Annotated in this window: 17 protein-coding genes; 12 read left to right on the top strand and 5 right to left on the bottom strand. The window is 52.2% G+C overall.

Features of this window, described 5'->3' with window-relative positions; translation table 11 throughout:
- Nucleotides 1–17 precede the first annotated feature (17 nt).
- Nucleotides 18–968 carry a hypothetical protein gene (locus tag LI114_RS02550; protein WP_227219065.1) on the bottom strand — a complete coding sequence of 317 codons (951 nt, stop codon included), beginning with the start codon at nt 966–968 and terminating at the stop codon, nt 18–20.
- 217 nt (nt 969–1,185) lie between these two features.
- Nucleotides 1,186–1,509 carry a hypothetical protein gene (locus tag LI114_RS02555; protein WP_227219067.1) on the bottom strand — a complete coding sequence of 108 codons (324 nt, stop codon included), beginning with the start codon at nt 1,507–1,509 and terminating at the stop codon, nt 1,186–1,188.
- A 303-nt stretch (nt 1,510–1,812) separates the two neighbouring features.
- On the opposite strand from LI114_RS02555, the gene LI114_RS02560 reads away from it, so the two are divergent.
- Nucleotides 1,813–2,157: a fibronectin type III domain-containing protein gene (locus LI114_RS02560; protein ID WP_227219069.1), complete on the top strand. Its 345-nt coding sequence runs from the start codon at nt 1,813–1,815 to the stop codon at nt 2,155–2,157.
- Nucleotides 2,158–2,335: 178 nt separating this feature from the next.
- Here LI114_RS02560 and LI114_RS02565 read toward each other — a convergent pair whose 3' ends face one another.
- Both LI114_RS02565 and LI114_RS02570 read right to left on the bottom strand, forming a co-directional pair.
- The gene (locus LI114_RS02565) at nt 2,336–3,769 is read right to left on the bottom strand and encodes a DEAD/DEAH box helicase (protein WP_227219071.1); all 1,434 of its coding nucleotides are present in this window, start codon (nt 3,767–3,769) and stop codon (nt 2,336–2,338) included.
- 251 nt (nt 3,770–4,020) lie between these two features.
- Entirely contained in the window at nt 4,021–5,712 is a 1,692-nt protein-coding gene (locus tag LI114_RS02570) for an AAA domain-containing protein (RefSeq protein ID WP_227219073.1), read from the bottom strand.
- Between the two features lie 506 nt (nt 5,713–6,218).
- Between LI114_RS02570 and LI114_RS02575 the strand changes: the two genes are divergently transcribed.
- Nucleotides 6,219–7,727, top strand: a complete 1,509-nt coding sequence (locus tag LI114_RS02575) for a sodium-dependent transporter (RefSeq protein WP_227219075.1) — start codon at nt 6,219–6,221, stop codon at nt 7,725–7,727.
- An 88-nt stretch (nt 7,728–7,815) separates the two neighbouring features.
- Here LI114_RS02575 and LI114_RS02580 read toward each other — a convergent pair whose 3' ends face one another.
- A complete protein-coding gene (locus LI114_RS02580; protein ID WP_227219077.1) occupies nt 7,816–8,256 on the bottom strand; it encodes a GNAT family N-acetyltransferase in 441 nt (146 codons plus the stop codon).
- A gap of 202 nt (nt 8,257–8,458) precedes the next feature.
- On the opposite strand from LI114_RS02580, the gene ruvC reads away from it, so the two are divergent.
- From ruvC to LI114_RS02630, 10 genes are all read left to right on the top strand, one after another.
- Nucleotides 8,459–8,953 (top strand): crossover junction endodeoxyribonuclease RuvC, encoded by a 495-nt coding sequence (ruvC, locus tag LI114_RS02585; protein ID WP_022127596.1) that lies wholly within the window; start codon nt 8,459–8,461, stop codon nt 8,951–8,953.
- Between the two features lie 22 nt (nt 8,954–8,975).
- Nucleotides 8,976–9,575: a Holliday junction branch migration protein RuvA gene (gene ruvA / locus LI114_RS02590; RefSeq protein ID WP_227219079.1), complete on the top strand. Its 600-nt coding sequence runs from the start codon at nt 8,976–8,978 to the stop codon at nt 9,573–9,575.
- Nucleotides 9,576–9,587: 12 nt separating this feature from the next.
- A complete protein-coding gene (ruvB, locus tag LI114_RS02595; RefSeq protein ID WP_022127598.1) occupies nt 9,588–10,628 on the top strand; it encodes a Holliday junction branch migration DNA helicase RuvB in 1,041 nt (346 codons plus the stop codon).
- Nucleotides 10,629–10,689: 61 nt separating this feature from the next.
- Complete coding sequence (gene glmM, locus LI114_RS02600; protein ID WP_227219081.1) at nt 10,690–12,033, top strand: phosphoglucosamine mutase; 1,344 nt, start codon at nt 10,690–10,692, stop codon at nt 12,031–12,033.
- 4 nt (nt 12,034–12,037) lie between these two features.
- Nucleotides 12,038–12,736, top strand: a complete 699-nt coding sequence (locus tag LI114_RS02605; protein ID WP_227219082.1) for a flavodoxin family protein — start codon at nt 12,038–12,040, stop codon at nt 12,734–12,736.
- A 22-nt stretch (nt 12,737–12,758) separates the two neighbouring features.
- On the top strand, nt 12,759–13,637 hold the full coding sequence (locus LI114_RS02610; RefSeq protein ID WP_022127601.1) for a class I SAM-dependent methyltransferase: 879 nt from the start codon (nt 12,759–12,761) through the stop codon (nt 13,635–13,637).
- Nucleotides 13,625–14,254, top strand: coding sequence for an NUDIX hydrolase N-terminal domain-containing protein (locus LI114_RS02615; RefSeq protein ID WP_413770892.1), 630 nt, complete (start codon nt 13,625–13,627; stop codon nt 14,252–14,254). The genes LI114_RS02610 and LI114_RS02615 overlap by 13 nt, the downstream gene beginning before the upstream one ends.
- A gap of 13 nt (nt 14,255–14,267) precedes the next feature.
- Complete coding sequence (locus tag LI114_RS02620; RefSeq protein ID WP_227219084.1) at nt 14,268–15,155, top strand: carbohydrate kinase family protein; 888 nt, start codon at nt 14,268–14,270, stop codon at nt 15,153–15,155.
- A gap of 13 nt (nt 15,156–15,168) precedes the next feature.
- On the top strand, nt 15,169–16,035 hold the full coding sequence (locus LI114_RS02625) for an energy-coupling factor transporter ATPase (RefSeq protein WP_227219086.1): 867 nt from the start codon (nt 15,169–15,171) through the stop codon (nt 16,033–16,035).
- Complete coding sequence (locus LI114_RS02630; protein ID WP_227219088.1) at nt 16,032–16,889, top strand: energy-coupling factor transporter ATPase; 858 nt, start codon at nt 16,032–16,034, stop codon at nt 16,887–16,889. The genes LI114_RS02625 and LI114_RS02630 overlap by 4 nt, the downstream gene beginning before the upstream one ends.
- Nucleotides 16,890–16,940: the final 51 nt, after the last annotated feature.

Here is a 16,940-nt window from a genome sequence, read left to right on the forward strand (position 1 = left end):
TTTCGTTGCGTTTGTCGTTATTTCTTCGGCTTTGCGTATGTGCACACCAGCTCGAAGAATTTATCGAAGCTTATTTTCTTCAGGTCGTCGGTGGTTATGTCCATCTTGTACATATCGTCAGTGCTGATATTGTAGGTGGCGCATACACCCTGGCAGAAGCCGAGCCTTGTGTCCTCCGAGATGTTGTCGAAGTCAGTCATGTCCTCGGTAAAGTCGGTGTCAAAAAGCTTTTCGTCCGCCGAATCGGTTATCTCCTTCACCTTTACCGTCTGTATTATGTCATCATCGCCCTCGGTGATGTAGGTGGCGGTGTATTTCTTTATATCGCCCGTTTTCTTGCTGAAATACAGGTCATAAACGGTGATGTATGTGTCGCCTGTGTAGGTGTATTCCTCCACCTTGCAGCCCTCGGTGTCTTCGGGGATATGGGTAGAGGTAACGTCGAGCTGCTGGTCGATGATCGCCTGATAGATATTAAGCTCCTCAGCACTTGTCTTTGACGTAAAAGCGCTGGTGTTGTTATCTATATAGTAGCTCTTATCGCCCGAGCGCAGGTAGGTGAAGTCCTCGGCAAAGCCGCTTTCCGTCACCGACTTGTTGTTCTGGTAAAAATTCTTGCCGTCGCTCGCCTGAGTCACCTCAGAAACGTTGCCGGCGGCTTCGTCGGAGTAGGTCACTTCCGTCTTGTAGGTGTAAGCTCCGCTGAAAAGCGCAGCGGTCTTTTCCAAGCCCTCGCCGGGGGTAAATTCCTTTTTCGGCTCAGCCTGTGAGCTTTCGTCAGCCGCGCTTTCAGCCTGCACGACGCTGTTATCAGTATCGGCGGTATCCGCCTTGCTTTCGATAACGGGCGCGGTGGTGGTCAGCGCGCTGGAGGTATCTTTTTTATCGCTGCCCGCGCAGCCCGCCGCGAAGCATGAGCACATAGCGGCTGCCAGACAAGCACATATTTTTATATTTTTGTAAGTCATTTATCGACTATCCTTTCAAAGATGTTCGTAATTCAATTATACATCAATTTGCAGGCATTGTCAAGAGCGCCGCATGAAAATGCGGGGATAATGCGGGTACATTATTTAATATTAGATAGTCTAAAGAGCGCAGGCAGGCAAATATATTTGTTAGCAAAAACTTCACAAAAAATTCTTAAAAAAAGCTACGACCAAACCTGCTGCTGAAACGTCTTATTTATAGCAGGTAAAATTGCAATGCTGCATTAAAGGGAAATGGAGAATATTTGCGCGGCGGTGGTGGCTTCGCCAACGTCCACAAAGGAGATATGCGTATAGATTCGGGTATCGACTCTGCCGAAAGCACCGTGAGCATATATGCAGAAGAGCAAAGCTCGGCAAACTCTCTCAGCGAGAGCCTGCTTACGTCTTCGCTGAGCATATCGAGCAGGTCAAGCAGCAGTAATTCGAGCAGAAGAGGTTCACGATCCTCATCTGCTGTTTCAAATTCATCATCTAGTGAGGGCTTGGAATCAAGCTCAGTTGCGGATTCATCAAGCAATTCGGAATATCTGGATGCGGATTTTTTTGCAATATTTCATTACTACATTGATGATGACGGTATTGTCTTAACAGGTTATGCGGGCGATGATGTACGCGCTGCGGCTATCTAGATATAGAGGTCATTCCGAAGATAAGATTTGATATTTCTTCCGCAGCGATCACGCTTTCGCGCACCAAATATACATATACCGGCAAGGCGAAAAAGCCCGCGGTTACAGTTATCTTTAGCAGCAAAAAGCTCAAGGCGAATACTGATTACACCGTAAAGTACAGCAATAACATCGCCGCAGGTCGGGCTAAGGTGACTATCACGGGCAAGGGCGGCTATAAGGGCGCTGTTGTAAAATACTTTAAGATACTGCCCGCTAAGCAGAAGATAAAGGCAGTCACCCCGCTGACGAGATCTTTCGCCGTAGCTTGGACAAAGGACAGCGGCGTTACGGGCTATCAGGTGATGTACGGCACAAAGTCTGATCTTTCCGACGGCAAGAGCACTTACGTCACTAAAAATACATCGGTCAAAAAGACGATAAAGGGTCTGAAAGCTAAAAAGACGTATTATGTAAAGGTACGCTCTTATAAAAAGGTAGGCAACAGCAAATATTACGGCGCGTGGTCGGCTACTCAGAAAGTAAAGACCAAATAAGCGCGGCTTTAAGGCGATGAAAGGAGGCGCACTGAATGTCAGACTACACCGAAAAAACATATCCCGCCGCCGAAATGCGGCACGAGATAGTTATCGGCAACCCCGACGTGGTGCTGCAAAAGGCGGCTCTCGGCAGGTTTTTATTTTGTTATTAAGAATTGCGGCGGCAAAAAAACGCTTACTCTTGCTTTATCTGCGTAGCCAATGTGGTTTTTTCAGTGCGCTTTTCGGGGATAAACGAAACGTAGTTTCCCCGCTTGATTATCTCGTCAGCCTCGGCGGTGTTTAGGTAGATGTTTTCGTTTATGGTGTAGCGCTTGTTGTCATCGCCTATGATATACGCGTACTTGCTGGTCTTGCCCTGTCCCACGCGGTCGATCTTTCCTCTTATGCGCTTGTCTGAGTCGTTCGCGGGGGCTTTTACGGTCACAACGGTCTTAACGGCGTTATCTGAAAGCTCGGGGTGCTGTCTGCCGTATTTGGTGATGACTTCGTAAGTCTTTGATACTACTTCGCCGCCGTTTTCGAGGTACAGCTGCTTGTCGCCTATCAGATAAAATTCTTCTTTCGCGCGGGTAGCCGCTACGTTCATCATATTAGGCTCGCTTACCGCCCACCTTGCCGCGCCCGCGCTCTGCTTATCCGCGCCGAGGACCATAAAAACTATCGGCGCTTCTTTTCCTTGAAATGTGTGTATAGTTCCAACGTTAGTAGGTTTCCCGCTGTTGTCAAACCGCGTGAAGCCTATCTCTTTCAGCTTCTGAGCCAGCTGGTAGGCTACATTTGCAAAAGGCGATATGACGTATATCACGTCCTTGGCGCTCTTATCGCCTATGGCGGGGTCAGCCTCCATCATCTTCTTTATCTTTTGCAAAAGGAACTCGCCCTGCGCTTCCACATACTTGTCAGCAGCCTTGCCCTTTACGTTGAACCAGCCGGTCTTGCCGTAGCCCTCTTTGCCCTGCACCATGAATCCGTTGTAGGAAATTTTGTTTGAGATTGTGAACATGGGGTAAAGGCACCTTCTGTGCACCCAAAGAGGTATGCCTATCCATGAATCTTCCGACCTGTCCTGCTCTCTGTAAAAGCCGAATCTGCTCGCCGCGTCGGTCAAGGTCTGCACCGAGGCAGAGGCAGAGAGGTATTTTTCCGTTACCCCGAAATGTCCGTTCAGCATACTCAGTACGCCTGGATCCAGCGTGAGTACGGGCTTTATCTGCGAGGGGTCGCCTACTGCCATAACGTGGCGGCTTCTGAATATCGCGCCCACGCCCGCCTGCGGAACAGCCTGCCCCGCTTCGTCGATAAAAAGATGACCGAGGGTGTTTGGCTCCAGATTTTTGCACATACGCGAAAAGCTCGCAAATGTTGAGCTGATAACGGGTATAGTCATGTTTATCCAGCTCCAAGCGGCTGCGATGATGTGTTTCTTTTCGAGGTAATTGCCCTGCATACTCCATATCAAAGCCGCCGCCCTGACATTCTTTCTGTTGTCGTACAAAAACTGCTTGCGCACCATTAGCGCTTTTATAAAAAGCCTTGACTGCGCGACTCTGTATTCTTCGCCGAACCACGGGTTTGATAGATGCAGTTTATCGTAATCCTGCGTCATGTTCAGCGGGCTGACCTTGTCAATATCAAAACCGCGGCTAAGTTTGCGGACTTTTTCTTCCAGCCCGGCAATTCTCTCCTCGGCAGAGGTTTTCCATGAAGCGAGGTCTTGCCGCAGGGCTTCTGCCTGTTTGGAATACTGCGCGCCAGTGTTTGCCAGCTTTTTTATCCTACCGCGCAGATCGTTTTCCTTTTGGCTGCGGAGAAGCTCTTTTTCTCTCAGCGCTTTCAGCTGCGCGGAAGCTTCGGCCGTTAGCTGCTCGTGCTCCAGTTTTCTGCTTTTTGGGGCAAAAAATCCCGGCTTTGTTTCAGCAGCATATTGCTGTACTGATATGCGCTTTCCATATCCGCTTGGTTCTTTCTCTGCTGAACGGCGATCTCTTCGATAAGCCGCTCGCTCTGCGCGCGCTCTTCGGCATTTGCTTTCAGCGCGTTCTCGATCTCAAAGATCTTTCCGTTGAGCAAAATGTTCCTGTTTTTCAGCTCGGCGTCGAATTCCCGTTTTAGTTCGTCAAGCTTCGCGCAGTTTTCGCGGTATGATGCAATGGTCTTTGAAAGCTTCTGCATTTTGTCGCGAATACCCTTGACTTCATCGTACTGCTCAAGAAATTCTGTATATACGTCGCTGTCGGGTTCGTATTCTTCATTCAGATATTTAAAAACGCAGTTTATATTTGCTAAAATGCTCGCCATATTGGCGGACTTTCCGCCCTCGAGCGAAAAAAGACCCCAGAACTTATCTTCGCCCTCGTTAGGCTCGATATTATACTGCAAGTATTTTTTGCCGTTCTCGTCCTTTTCCCATTTAGTAGTCACTTTCGAGTTGGCTAGCTTGCTGAAATAGTCAGCATTTTTCAGCTCGTCCGCAAATTTTTCATCTATCTGACCTTCTATGAGCGGAAGCTCGTTCACGATGTTCTGCACAGCGCCGTTGTTGGAACTTGCGACCACTACACCGTTTTCCGCGATGTTTTCAGGTATCACGCCGATGGAAGCACTGTTGTAATATACAGTTTTTTCCGTCCCCCCTATCGTGTGCTTTTTCAGCGCGGCGATGTCGCGCGCCTGCTTTACTATAAGCTCGGCGAAAATATCTTTCAGCAGGGTAGTCTTGCCCGTGCCGGGAGGGCCGTTTACGCTCCTGATAGTTTCGGTATCATATCCTATGGAAAGATTTACCGCTGCTTGCTGCATGAGCGAGAGCGCATATTTCGTGTTGCCCGGAAATCTGCCAAGCGGATAATTTTTAGGCTGAAGTATATCCTCAAAAGCGGACGGAGCGAACTTTGCGGAATCCTTTTTGCTGTCAAGGTCAACTCTGTTCTTTGTGTTTCCATAAAGATATTTCTCAAGATTTTGGGTAGAGATATTTTTCGCTTTTTCGAGGTCGTTGATGAAAAAAGAGTGGAGGTTTACAGCGCCTGTTTCCATATTTTTTAGAAACTGTATCCTGCAATTATCCGTGCTCATATTAAACTTCTCGAGCAGCCTGACGAACGCTTCGTTGAATTTCTCTGCGTCATTTGCAGTTTCGGAAAATTCTTTGGAAAGCTCAGTTTTCAGATCATTTTCAAAAGCTCTGAATTCGCTCTCGTGCGGAACTTTCTTGTAATAACGTATGTAAGCGCTTTCGGTAAAGAACATCATATCGGGCATATAGTTCAGATCTTTGTCGAAATAAAGGGCGAAGCCGAACTTTTTGCCCGAAGTAATCTCCTCTTCGGCAGGCTTTAGTTTATACTGTTCGCGCAATATCGAAACAACTTCCATGAAGTCGAAAATATCAAAATACAGCACTACCCCGCCGGTTTTATACTTGCCGATCTTGCTTTTAAAGATCTGGTGTTTGAACATAGAATAAAAGTCAAGGTCTATCGGCGTTTCAAGGGTGCGTATGGCGGTATCCTTTTCGTTGAAATTGCCCTCGGATAAATGTTCTGACATTATCCAAGCTTCCAGAATTTTATTTTTATCGATCATTTTTTTCTCCCGTGATAATAATATTTGCGGCTTTTTTGACCCTATTTTACCGTTATGAGAATAATTGTTATACTTATTATACCATTTTTTCGGTTGAAAAGCAAGGGGGTGAGGGAGTTACTGCGACAAAAAAAGACCGCCCGGGCGGTAAAACCATAGACGATGCGCCGAAGTATTTTATGCCGTTTACAGTCTTGTACGAGCGTGCTTTTACTAAGTAGGGATTTTTGCTCTTTAACGAAGTCGGCGTCGTATACTATGCCGCTGGGGTCGATGGCGCTTTTTCCGTTTATCATTCATAATGTCAAATTTACCGAGGCGCTAAAAAAGCCTTCTATAAATAAGACGTTTTAAAACGGATCCGGTTGCAAAAAAAATTCGTCCGGAATTATTAACTGAAATTTTATTGACAAACCCACGGGCATAATATACAATAAATATATTATTATTTTTGAAATTGGAGATGCTCTATGGAAAAATCTAACGAACGAGCCACTTTTCAGTCGCGGCTCGGGTTTATACTTGTGTCTGCGGGCTGCGCTATCGGGCTGGGCAATGTCTGGAAATTCCCCTATATCTGCGGTCAGAACGGCGGCGGAGCTTTTCTGCTGCTCTACTTGCTCTGCCTCGCGCTGCTCGGTATGCCTATCCTGCTCTGCGAATTCGCCGTCGGCCGCGGCAGCCGCAAGAGCCTTTCGCGCGCTTACGATATTCTCGAAAAGCCCGGCAGCAGATTTCACCTTACAAAATACGCCGGCGTGGCGGGCAATTACCTGCTCATGATGTTCTATACTATGGTCACTGGCTGGATGCTTTACTACGCTTTTCGCTACCTCACGGGCGGCATACAGGCGGCTGATACTCAGCAGACCGCAGCCGCTTTCGATAGTATGCTCGCCTCGCCGCAGCAGATGTTCATATTCTCCGCGGTGGTCATAGCCCTCTGCATAGGCGTCTGCGCGCTGGGTCTGCAAAACGGCATCGAAAAGGTCACTAAGGTCATGATGATACTGCTCATGGTGCTTATGGTAGTGATGGCGGTCAACTCCCTTACCCTTAAAGGCGCGATGAAGGGCTTGAAATTCTACCTGGTGCCCGATTTCAGCAAATTTTCCGAGATCGGCTTCCCCACTGTGCTTTTCTCCGCTATGACGCAGGCTTTCTTTACTCTCAGCATCGGTATCGGCTCGCTAGAGATTTTCGGCAGCTATCTCAAAAAAGACCGTACCCTTATCGGCGAATCGCTCAACGTTATCATTCTAGATACCGCCGTTGCAGTAGTCGCGGGACTCATAATAATCCCCGCCTGCTTCGCTTACGGTATCCAGCCCGACTCAGGCCCTTCGCTGCTTTTCATCACCCTGCCTAACGTTTTCTACCATATGCCTTACGGCAGGGCATGGGGCACGCTTTTCTTCATATTCATGTCCTTTGCCGCGCTCTCGACAGTTATCGCCGTTTTCGAGAACATCATCACGATGATCTCAGAGCTTAGCGGTATCAGCCGCCGCAGCTCGCTGCTGCTCAATCTTGTGCTGATCACTGTCCTCTCGCTCCCCGCGATACTGGGTTACAGCACCCTTTCGGGCATACAGCCGCTTGGCGATGGCAGCACCATAATGGATCTCGAAGATTTCCTCGTTTCCTCAAACCTCCTGCCGCTAGGTTCGCTCACCATCGCGCTCTTCTGCGTTAAGAAAAACGGCTGGGGTTGGGAGAACTTCTCCGCCGAGGTCAATACCGGCGAGGGCAAACGCCTGCCCGACTGCCTGCGCGGCTACATGACATACATCGTGCCCGCCGTTATCTGCTTCATCTACCTCAAGGGCTATTACGATACTTTCGCAGGCAGCGGCACGCTCACGCTTTTCTTCTGGATGACGTTCGCGGTCGTACTGCTCGCGCTGGTTTTCGCCGCCGCATTCACCCGCCGCGGAAGCGCTGCCGAAAGCGCCCGCCGCGCCGTAGAAGAGCAGTAAGCTCGGCAATATCCGCACAAAAAAATATCCCCGACGATTTCCGCAGACCGTTTTGCCTGCCAAACGTCGGGGATATTTGCATTTTGGGTCATATTTCGAGCTGCATTTCGATGTGCGGTATGCCGTCCTCCAGAAACTCCTCAGATGTCTTCCGAAAGCCCACGCCCTCGTAGAACTTCCGCGCGTATGTCTGCGCCTCGATGGTGAGCCTGTCTGCGCCGAATTTCTCTTTCGCGACCTCTATGCCCTTGCGCATCAGCTCGCTGCCCAGCCCGCACCGCCGCTTCATCGAGATAACGCGCCCCAGCGCCGCTGTCGGGAAAGTTGCCCCCTGCGGCAGCACGCGCAGGTAAGCGTCGAGCGCGCCGTTCTCGCCGCGGTGAAAAACGTGGTAAGCGCAGCCGTCGTTGCCGTCGATCTCGGGGTAAGGGCACTCCTGCTCCACCACAAAAACGTTCACCCGCAGCCGCAGTATATCGTAAAGCTCCTCGTTAGTAAGCTCGCTGAAATGCTTTACTGTAAAATCCATGCTATGAACCTCGCTTAGCTGTATTAGTTGTCCTGCGTTATGATTTTAGCACGAAATATGCACAATGTCAATCATACAGAAGTCAAATGTGTAAATTTCCCGAAAGTTCAGCCTTTGGCTCTTGAAAAATACAGCGCGGTGTGTTATAATTAAAAAGATTGTAAAATAGGGGAGTTATGCTCCCACGAAAGGAGGGGCGTTTGTGCGCATACTCGGTATCGACCCCGGCTACGCGATAGTCGGCTACGGGGTGATAGATTACGTCGGCGTGAAAGTTTCGCTCGTAGATTACGGCGCTATAACCACCGCGGCGGATATGCCTTTCGAGCGCCGCCTTGCTGCCATTTACGACGATATGCGCGTGCTGCTAAATACTTATAAGCCGCAGGAGATGGGCATAGAAAAGCTTTTTTTCAATACTAACCAGAAAACGGGTATCGACGTGGCGCAGGCGCGCGGCGTGACTCTGCTGCCCGTGATACAGGCGGGCGTGCCTTTTTACGAATACACCCCGCTTCAGGTAAAAAGCTCGATAGTCGGCTACGGCAGGGCGGAGAAAAAACAGGTGCAGGAGCTTGTACGAACTATACTCCACCTAAAAGCTGTCCCAAAGCCCGACGACGCCGCCGACGCTTTAGCCCTCGCGATAACTCACGCTTACTCGATAAACTCGCGTAAGCTGCTGGGCGGCAAGTAATTTATCTAAGGAGATCTTTGTTATGATATATTCCGTCAGCGGAAAACTGATACATACCGAGCCTGAGCTTGCCGTGGTGGAATGCGGCGGCGTTGGCTACGGCTGCAAAACTACTTTCAATACTCTGCAAAAAATAGCGGGCGAGAGCGAGGTAATGCTTTACACCTACCTCAGCGTGCGCGAGGACGCCGCCGAGCTTTACGGTTTTGCTGACCGCGAAGAGCTGAAATGCTTCCGCCTGCTCATATCCGTTTCGGGGGTAGGCCCTAAAGCCGCGCTCTCGATACTTTCGGGCATGAACACTCAGCAGTTCGCCCTCTGCGTAGCCACCGCCGATTCAAAGGCGCTGACTAAGGTGAAGGGCATTGGCGCAAAGACCGCTCAGCGCATAATCTTAGAGCTTAAAGATAAGCTGGCGGGCGAAACTATCTCGGTGCGCGGTCAGTCGGCGCAGCCTGCGGCAGTTTCCGCGGCGGGCTCGAATATTGCCGAGGCAGTCACCGCGCTCGAGGTGCTGGGCTATACCGAGGGCGAGGCGCTTAGCGTGCTTTCAAAGCTCGACCCCGCGCTGCCCGTAGAAGAGCTTATAAAGAAATCTTTAATAGGTCTTGCAAAATTTTAATGGAGAACGAATATGATAGAACAAGGCGAATTTGATTTTGAAAACAGGCTGGTGTCCCCCACCGAGCAGCCGCCCGACTCTACCGATGATTTTGAGGTAGGTCTGCGCCCGAAAACGCTCGATGAATACATCGGTCAGGACAGCGTTAAAGAGAATATAAAAATATGTATAGAAGCTGCCAAGCAGCGCGGCGACGCCCTAGACCATGTGCTGCTCTACGGCCCTCCCGGTTTGGGCAAGACCACCCTTTCGATGATAATAGCGCACGAGATGGGCGTGAATATTCGCACCACTTCCGGCCCTGCGATAGAAAAGCCGGGCGACTTAGCGGCGCTGCTGACAAACCTCGAAAAGGGCGACGTGCTCTTCATCGACGAGATACACCGCCTTTCGCGGCAGGTGGAGGAGATACTTTACCCCGCGCTGGAGGATTACGCGCTGGATATTATCATGGGCAAAGGCCCTGCGGCGCGCTCGATACGGATAGAGCTGAACAAATTCACGCTTATAGGCGCTACCACCCGTTCGGGTCAGCTCAGCGCACCTCTGCGTGACCGCTTCGGCATAATCGAGCGGCTGGAGCTTTACAAGCCCGAGCAGCTCGCGGATATAATCCAGCGCTCGGCGGTGATACTCGGCGTGCCCTGCGACTTAGAGGGCGCGCGGGAGCTTGCCTGCCGTTCACGCGGAACGCCGCGTATAGCCAACAGAATGCTGCGCAGAACTCGCGATTACGCGCAGATAATGGGCGACGGCAGGATAACGAAAGACATAGCCCGATTCGCGCTCGACAGGCTCGAGATCGACGATCTGGGGCTGGATAAGCTCGACAGGCGTATGCTGAAAATGATAATAAACGGCTACGGCGGCGGACCGGTGGGTCTGCAAACGCTCGCGGCGGCAATCGGCGAGGAAGCCATAACGCTGGAGGACGTGTGCGAGCCATACCTGATGCAGCTCGGATTTATCTCAAAAACGCCGCGCGGCAGGGTAGCCACTCAGCTTGCTTACGACCACCTCGGCATACTGAGGGACGGGCAGACGCATTTGTAACGACGACCGACAACTACAATTTACATAAACCGGTAAAACGGAACTAAGGGAGTAATTTATAATGGGAAGATTATTTGGTACAGACGGCGCGCGCGGCGTCGCGATAACTGAGCTGACCTGCGAACTGGCTATGCAGATAGGCAGAGCGGCGGCTATGGTGCTGGCAGGCGAATGCGGCCACACACCGAAGATGATCATAGGCAAAGACACGCGTATCTCGGGCGATGTGCTCGAAGCGGCGCTTGCGGCGGGCATATGCTCGGTCGGCGCGAACGCGCACATTCTCGGCGTAGTGCCCACACCTGCGGTGGCTATGCTGGTGAAAAAGTACGGCGCGGACGCGGGCGTTATGATCTCGGCTTCGCACAACTCCGTTGAATTTAACGGAATAAAGCTCTTCTCGGGCAGCGGCTTCAAGCTTCCCGATAAGACCGAGCAGGAGATAGAAGCGCTGATACTCGACACCCCCGAGAAAATGCAGCTAAAAGACGGCTGCGATATAGGCAGGATGGTGTTTGAAGAAAACGCCGTGAACGACTACGTTGACTATATAAAGTCGGCAGTGGCGGGAGATATGAGCGGCATAAAGGCAGTTATCGACTGCGCGAACGGCTCGGCAAGCGCTACGGCTCATCAGATATTTGAGGGTATAGGCGCGCAGTGCGAATTTATATCCTGCGAGCCTGACGGAACTAACATAAACGAAAACTGCGGATCTACCCACCTAGGAAACCTGCAAAAGGCAGTCAAGGAGCGCGGCGCGGATATAGGCATAGCATTCGATGGCGACGCTGACAGATGCCTTGCGGTAGACGAAAACGGCGAGATCATCGACGGCGATAAGCTGCTCGCGATATTCTCGCGCTACATGAAAGACTGCGGAAAGCTGAAAAACGATACCTGCGTGGTAACGGTAATGAGCAACATCGGCTTCTTCAAATTTGCCGAGAGCGAGAACGTGAACGCGAAGATAACCGCCGTCGGCGACCGCTATGTGCTGGAAGAAATGCTGAAAAACGGCTATAATCTCGGCGGCGAGCAGTCGGGACACATAATCATGCTTGACCATGCGAACACGGGCGACGGCGAGCTTACGGGCGCGAAGCTGCTGGAGATAATGGCGGCTGCGGGCAAAAAGGCGAGCGAACTTGCCGCCTGCATGGAGAGCTACCCGCAGGTGCTCGTGAACGTAAAGATCACCGCCGACAAAAAGGGTATGTGGAGCAAGACCGCGGCTGTCACCGAAGCTATCGCGAAAGTAGAGCAGGCGCTGGGCGCTGACGGCAGGATACTGGTGCGCGAATCCGGCACCGAGCCGCTGGTGCGCGTGATGCTCGAGGGCAAGAATACCGAAGAGATAACGGCTTTCGCGAACGAAGTCGCGGCGCTGATAGAGCAGATGTAAGCGCATGAAAATCTGCATAATAAACGGTCAGAACCACCGCGGGTCTACCTACCACATAGGCAGGATGCTGGCAGATAAGCTGGCGGACGCGGGAGATATAACGGAATTTTTCCTGCCGCGCGACTTCGGCGAATTTTGCTGCGGCTGTACCAACTGCTTTATGAAAAGCGCGGAGAAATGTCCGCATTACGAGAAGCTTTCGCCGATCACTCGCGCGGTGGACGAAGCCGACCTGCTGATACTTACTTCGCCCGTGTACGTTTACCACTGCACAGGCGCGATGAAAGCGTGGCTCGACCACTACGGCTGGCGCTGGATAGTGCACCGCCCCGAGGAGAAGATGTTCTCAAAGCGCGGGGTGGTAATATCGACGGCGGCGGGAGCGGGTATGCGCCCGACGAACAAAGACATGGCGGACAGCCTGAGCTTTTGGGGCGTGCCGAAAATATACAAGCTGGGCTATGGAGTGCACGCGACGAGCTGGAGCGAAATATCGCCGAAAATGCGCGCGAAGATAGAGCGCGGGGTGAGCGCTGTCGCGAAAAAGCTGGAGAAGGACGATCTCGCGCCGCGCGTGAGCATAAAAGGCCGCCTTTTTTTCACGGTGTTCCATTTCGCGAACAAAAAAGGCTGGAACCCTGCCGACGGCGAATACTGGCGGGAAAAGGGCTGGACTGAGGACGTAAGGCCGTGGAAGAAGTAATAGATAATTACGGAGTAAACATATGAGAATTGCAAAAAACTGGAACAGCAGTGAGTATAAGATAATAGATACCTCGGGCGGCGATAAGCTCGAGAGCTGGGGCGGCAGACTGCTGGTGCGCCCAGACCCGCAGATAATCTGGAAGACCGAGCACCGCTCGCCGCTTTGGAACAAGGCTGACGGCGTTTACCACCGCTCGAGCAAGGGCGGCGGCGAATGGGAGTTCCGCAAAAAGCTGCCTGAGAGCTGGGTGATCTCCTACGGCGCACTGCGCTTCGTTATCCGCCCCACGGGCTTTAAGCACACGGGTCTTTTCCCCGAGCAGGCGGTCAACTGGGACTTTATGGCTGATAAGATACGCGCCGCTAAGGAGCAGGGCAGAGAAGTCAAGGTGCTCAACCTCTTCGCGTACACGGGCGGAGCTACCCTCGCCTGCGCTGAGGCAGGCGCTGCGGTAACGCACGTTGACGCATCAAAGGGCATGGTTTCTTGGGCTCGCGACAACGCCGCTGCGAGCGGGCTTTCAGATAAGCCTATACGCTGGCTGGTAGACGACTGCGAGAAATTCGTAAAGCGCGAGATACGCCGCGGCAGCCGCTATGACGGCATAGTTATGGATCCGCCCAGCTACGGCAGAGGTCCCGGCGGCGAGGTCTGGAAGCTGGAGGACTGCATCTACGATCTGGTAAAGACCTGCGCGCAGGTGCTAAACGACGAGCCGATGTTTTTCCTGCTAAACAGCTACACTACGGGGCTTTCGCCGTCGGTAATGGCTTACATACTCAGCGAGGTGCTGAGCGAGAAGTTCGGCGGCGGGGTGACGGCTGACGAGATAGGCCTGCCCGTAGAGATGTCGGGTATGCCGCTGCCATGCGGGTCTACCGCTATATGGCAGAAATGAGCCTGCGAGAGCCGTGGCTCGGCTGGGCGATAGAGATACAGAGCATAGCGCAGAACGGGCTCGCCTACTGCACCAACGCTTACGATATTGAGCGTTACGAACGTCTGCGCGACATAGCGGCGGAGATGCTCAGCGAAAAAACAGGCGTGCCAAAAGAGCGGGTAAAGCTGCTTTTCTGCGGCGAAAAGGGCTACCAAACGCCGAAGATAGACACCCGCGCGGCTATTTTTTCGGAAGGGCGTATACTTCTGGTACGCGAAAACGACGGCAGATGGTCGCTGCCCGGCGGCTGGTGCGACGTGCTGGAATCAGTAGCCTCAAACACGGTGAAAGAGGTGCGCGAAGAGGCGGGCATTACCTGCGAGCCGCTGCGCATAATAGCAGTGCAGGACAGAAACCGCCATAATAAGCCGCCTTACGCATACGGCGTTTGCAAGATATTCGTGCTTTGCAGGGCGCTGGGCGGGGCTTTTGAGGAAAACTGCGAGACCACCGCCGCGGAGTATTTCGCGCCCGAAGAGCTGCCGCCGCTGGCGGAGGAAAAGTGCACTGCCGCGCAGATAACCATGTGCTTCGCGGCGAACTCGCAGCCCGATATGCCGACTTTGTTTGACTAGAGAGGTATAAGTTATGACATACGAAAAAGACTATGTATATATGTACGGACAGATAATGAGCACATACGCTTACCTGCTCAGCGGCGTTTTTCCCGAGGCTGACGGATACGCCGAGATAGCCCGCAAATGCCATATCGTAGGCGGCGAAACAGGTACTGCCGCCGCAGTGCTTTGCAGTTTGGGAGCTCCCATAAAGCTGGGCGGCACACATCTGGGCAGGGCGAACGCCGCGCTTATCACAGACTATTTTGCGGATAAGTGCGCCGATATATCTGAGCTTGAATATGAGGATTTTGAGGGCGTTAGCGACTACGTTATCATCGACAAAAATACCCGCACCTGCTTCGGCGAATGGGAAAAGCTTTATTCGCGCGGCAAGCCTTTTTATGAGCCGCCCTGCGAAAACTCGATAAAAAATGCGAAGTGCGTTGCCGCAGACCCGTATTTCGGCGATGAAGCAGCTGAGCTTTGCGTAAAGCACGGCGTGAAATATGTAACGATAGACTGTGCCTACGACAGCTATACGCATAAGCACTGCGCGGTGAACTGCATTTCTCATCAGCACCTTGACGTAGATTACGCGGGCGTGAGCTATGAAGAGCTCTACCTGAGGTATACTGAAAATACCGAGGGACTTGTGATATTCACGCTGGGCGAGAAAGGGGCTATGTACGGCAGAAAGGGCGAGCCGCCTAAGTACTGCCCCGCCTGCGGCGTGGAAGCTGTATCTACACTGGGCGCCGGCGACAGCTTTAAGGCGGGCGCAGTGTACGGACTGTATAAAGGCTTTGCCGACGACGAGCTTGTGCGCTTTGCCTGCGCCTGCGCGGCGGCTGCGATAACCCGCTTCCCCATAGCGGAGCATCCGCCGACTTTGACCGACATTAAAAGCTTATTATAAAAAAGGAAACTCAATGAATAATTTTATCCAAGCGAAAAACTTAAAATTTTCATATATAAACGAAATGGAAGAGCCGCCTGTAAAAACAGAGGTGCTGAAAGACGTCACCCTCGACGTGAAAAAGGGCGAGTTTCTCGCGGTACTGGGACATAACGGCTCGGGAAAATCGACGCTGGCTAAGTGCTTCAACGCCATAAATATCCCCGAAAGCGGTACGGTAACGGTAAACGGGCTGGATACCGCCGATGAGGATAACCTGCTGGCGATACGCAAAAGCGCGGGAATGGTCTTTCAAAACCCCGATAACCAAATAGTGGCTACCATAGTGGAAGAGGACGTGGCTTTCGCGCTAGAAAATTTGGGCGTAGAGCCTGCCGAGATACGCCGCAGGGTGGACGAGGCGCTGAAGACCGTGGGTATGTACGAATACCGTCTGCACGCTCCGCATAAACTCTCTGGCGGACAGAAACAGCGCGTCGCGATAGCGGGCGTTATAGCTATGAAGCCCGACTGCATACTGCTGGACGAGCCTACCGCTATGCTTGACCCGCGCGGCAGAAAAGAAGTTATGGACACAATAAAACAGCTCAACCGCGAGCAGGGTGTTACCATAGTGCTGATAACACACTACATGGATGAAGCCGCGCAGGCTGACAGAGTAGTGGTCATCGACGAGGGCGAGATAATGCTGGATGGTACGCCTAAACAGATATTCTCGCAGGTGGATACTATGAAAAATCTGGGGCTCGACGTGCCGCAGGTGACCGAGCTTTGCCACCGCCTGCGCAAGGCGGGCTGCAATCTGCCCGCAGACGTTATAACCGAAGAGGAGTGCGTAAAAGCGCTCGCGCAGCTGCTGAGAAAGGGGGCGCAGCCTTGAGCATCATAAAAACAGAGGGGCTGACCTACGTTTACGGCGAGAACACCCCTTTCAGAAAAGTCGCGCTGGATAACGTTGACCTAGAGATAAATGAGGGCGAGATACTCGGCGTTATCGGGCACACCGGCTCGGGAAAATCGACGCTGATACAGCATTTCAACGGGCTGATGAAGCCTACCTCGGGCAGGGTATTGGTAGACGGCGAGGACTTCGCCGCCGATAAGGAAAAGCTGCGCGCCGTGCGCTTTAAAGTAGGGCTGGTCTTCCAATATCCCGAATATCAGCTTTTTGAGGAAACGGTGTATAAAGACATCGCCTACGGGCCGAAAAACATGAAGCTTGACGAGCAGGAGATAGACCGCCGCGTGCGCGAAACAGCCGAGCTTGTCGGCCTAGACCCCGAGATACTCGATAAATCGCCCTTTGAGCTTTCGGGCGGACAAAAGCGCCGCGCCGCGATAGCGGGAGTTATGGCGATGGAGCCGCGGGTGCTGATACTGGACGAGCCTGCCTCGGGCCTAGACCCGCAGGGCAGGGACAGGATATTTGAGATAATAAAGCGCTACCACGAGGAAAAGGGCAGCACTGTGCTGATAGTTTCGCACTCGATGGAGGACATAGCGCGCTTGGCGGATAGGATACTCGTTATGAACGAGGGCAAAGTATTTTGCTGCGCCGAACCGCCCGCCGTTTTCAGCCGAAGCACTGAGCTGGAGCAGATAGGCTTATCTGTACCGCAGGTAACGCGCGTTTTTAATGCGCTCAACGAGCTGGGCTTCGGTCTGCCGCAGGACGTTTACACCGTGAAGTACGCTGAAAAGGTACTGAGAGAAAGGCTTGAACAGGAAAGTTGATACGGGCAGTGCCGCACGATAAATGTGAGGTATTGACTAAAAAAGGAAAGT

The sequence above is a fragment of the Ruminococcus sp. 210702-SL.1.03 genome, from assembly GCF_020559915.1.
Taxonomy (GTDB): Bacteria; Bacillota; Clostridia; order Oscillospirales; family Ruminococcaceae; genus YE71.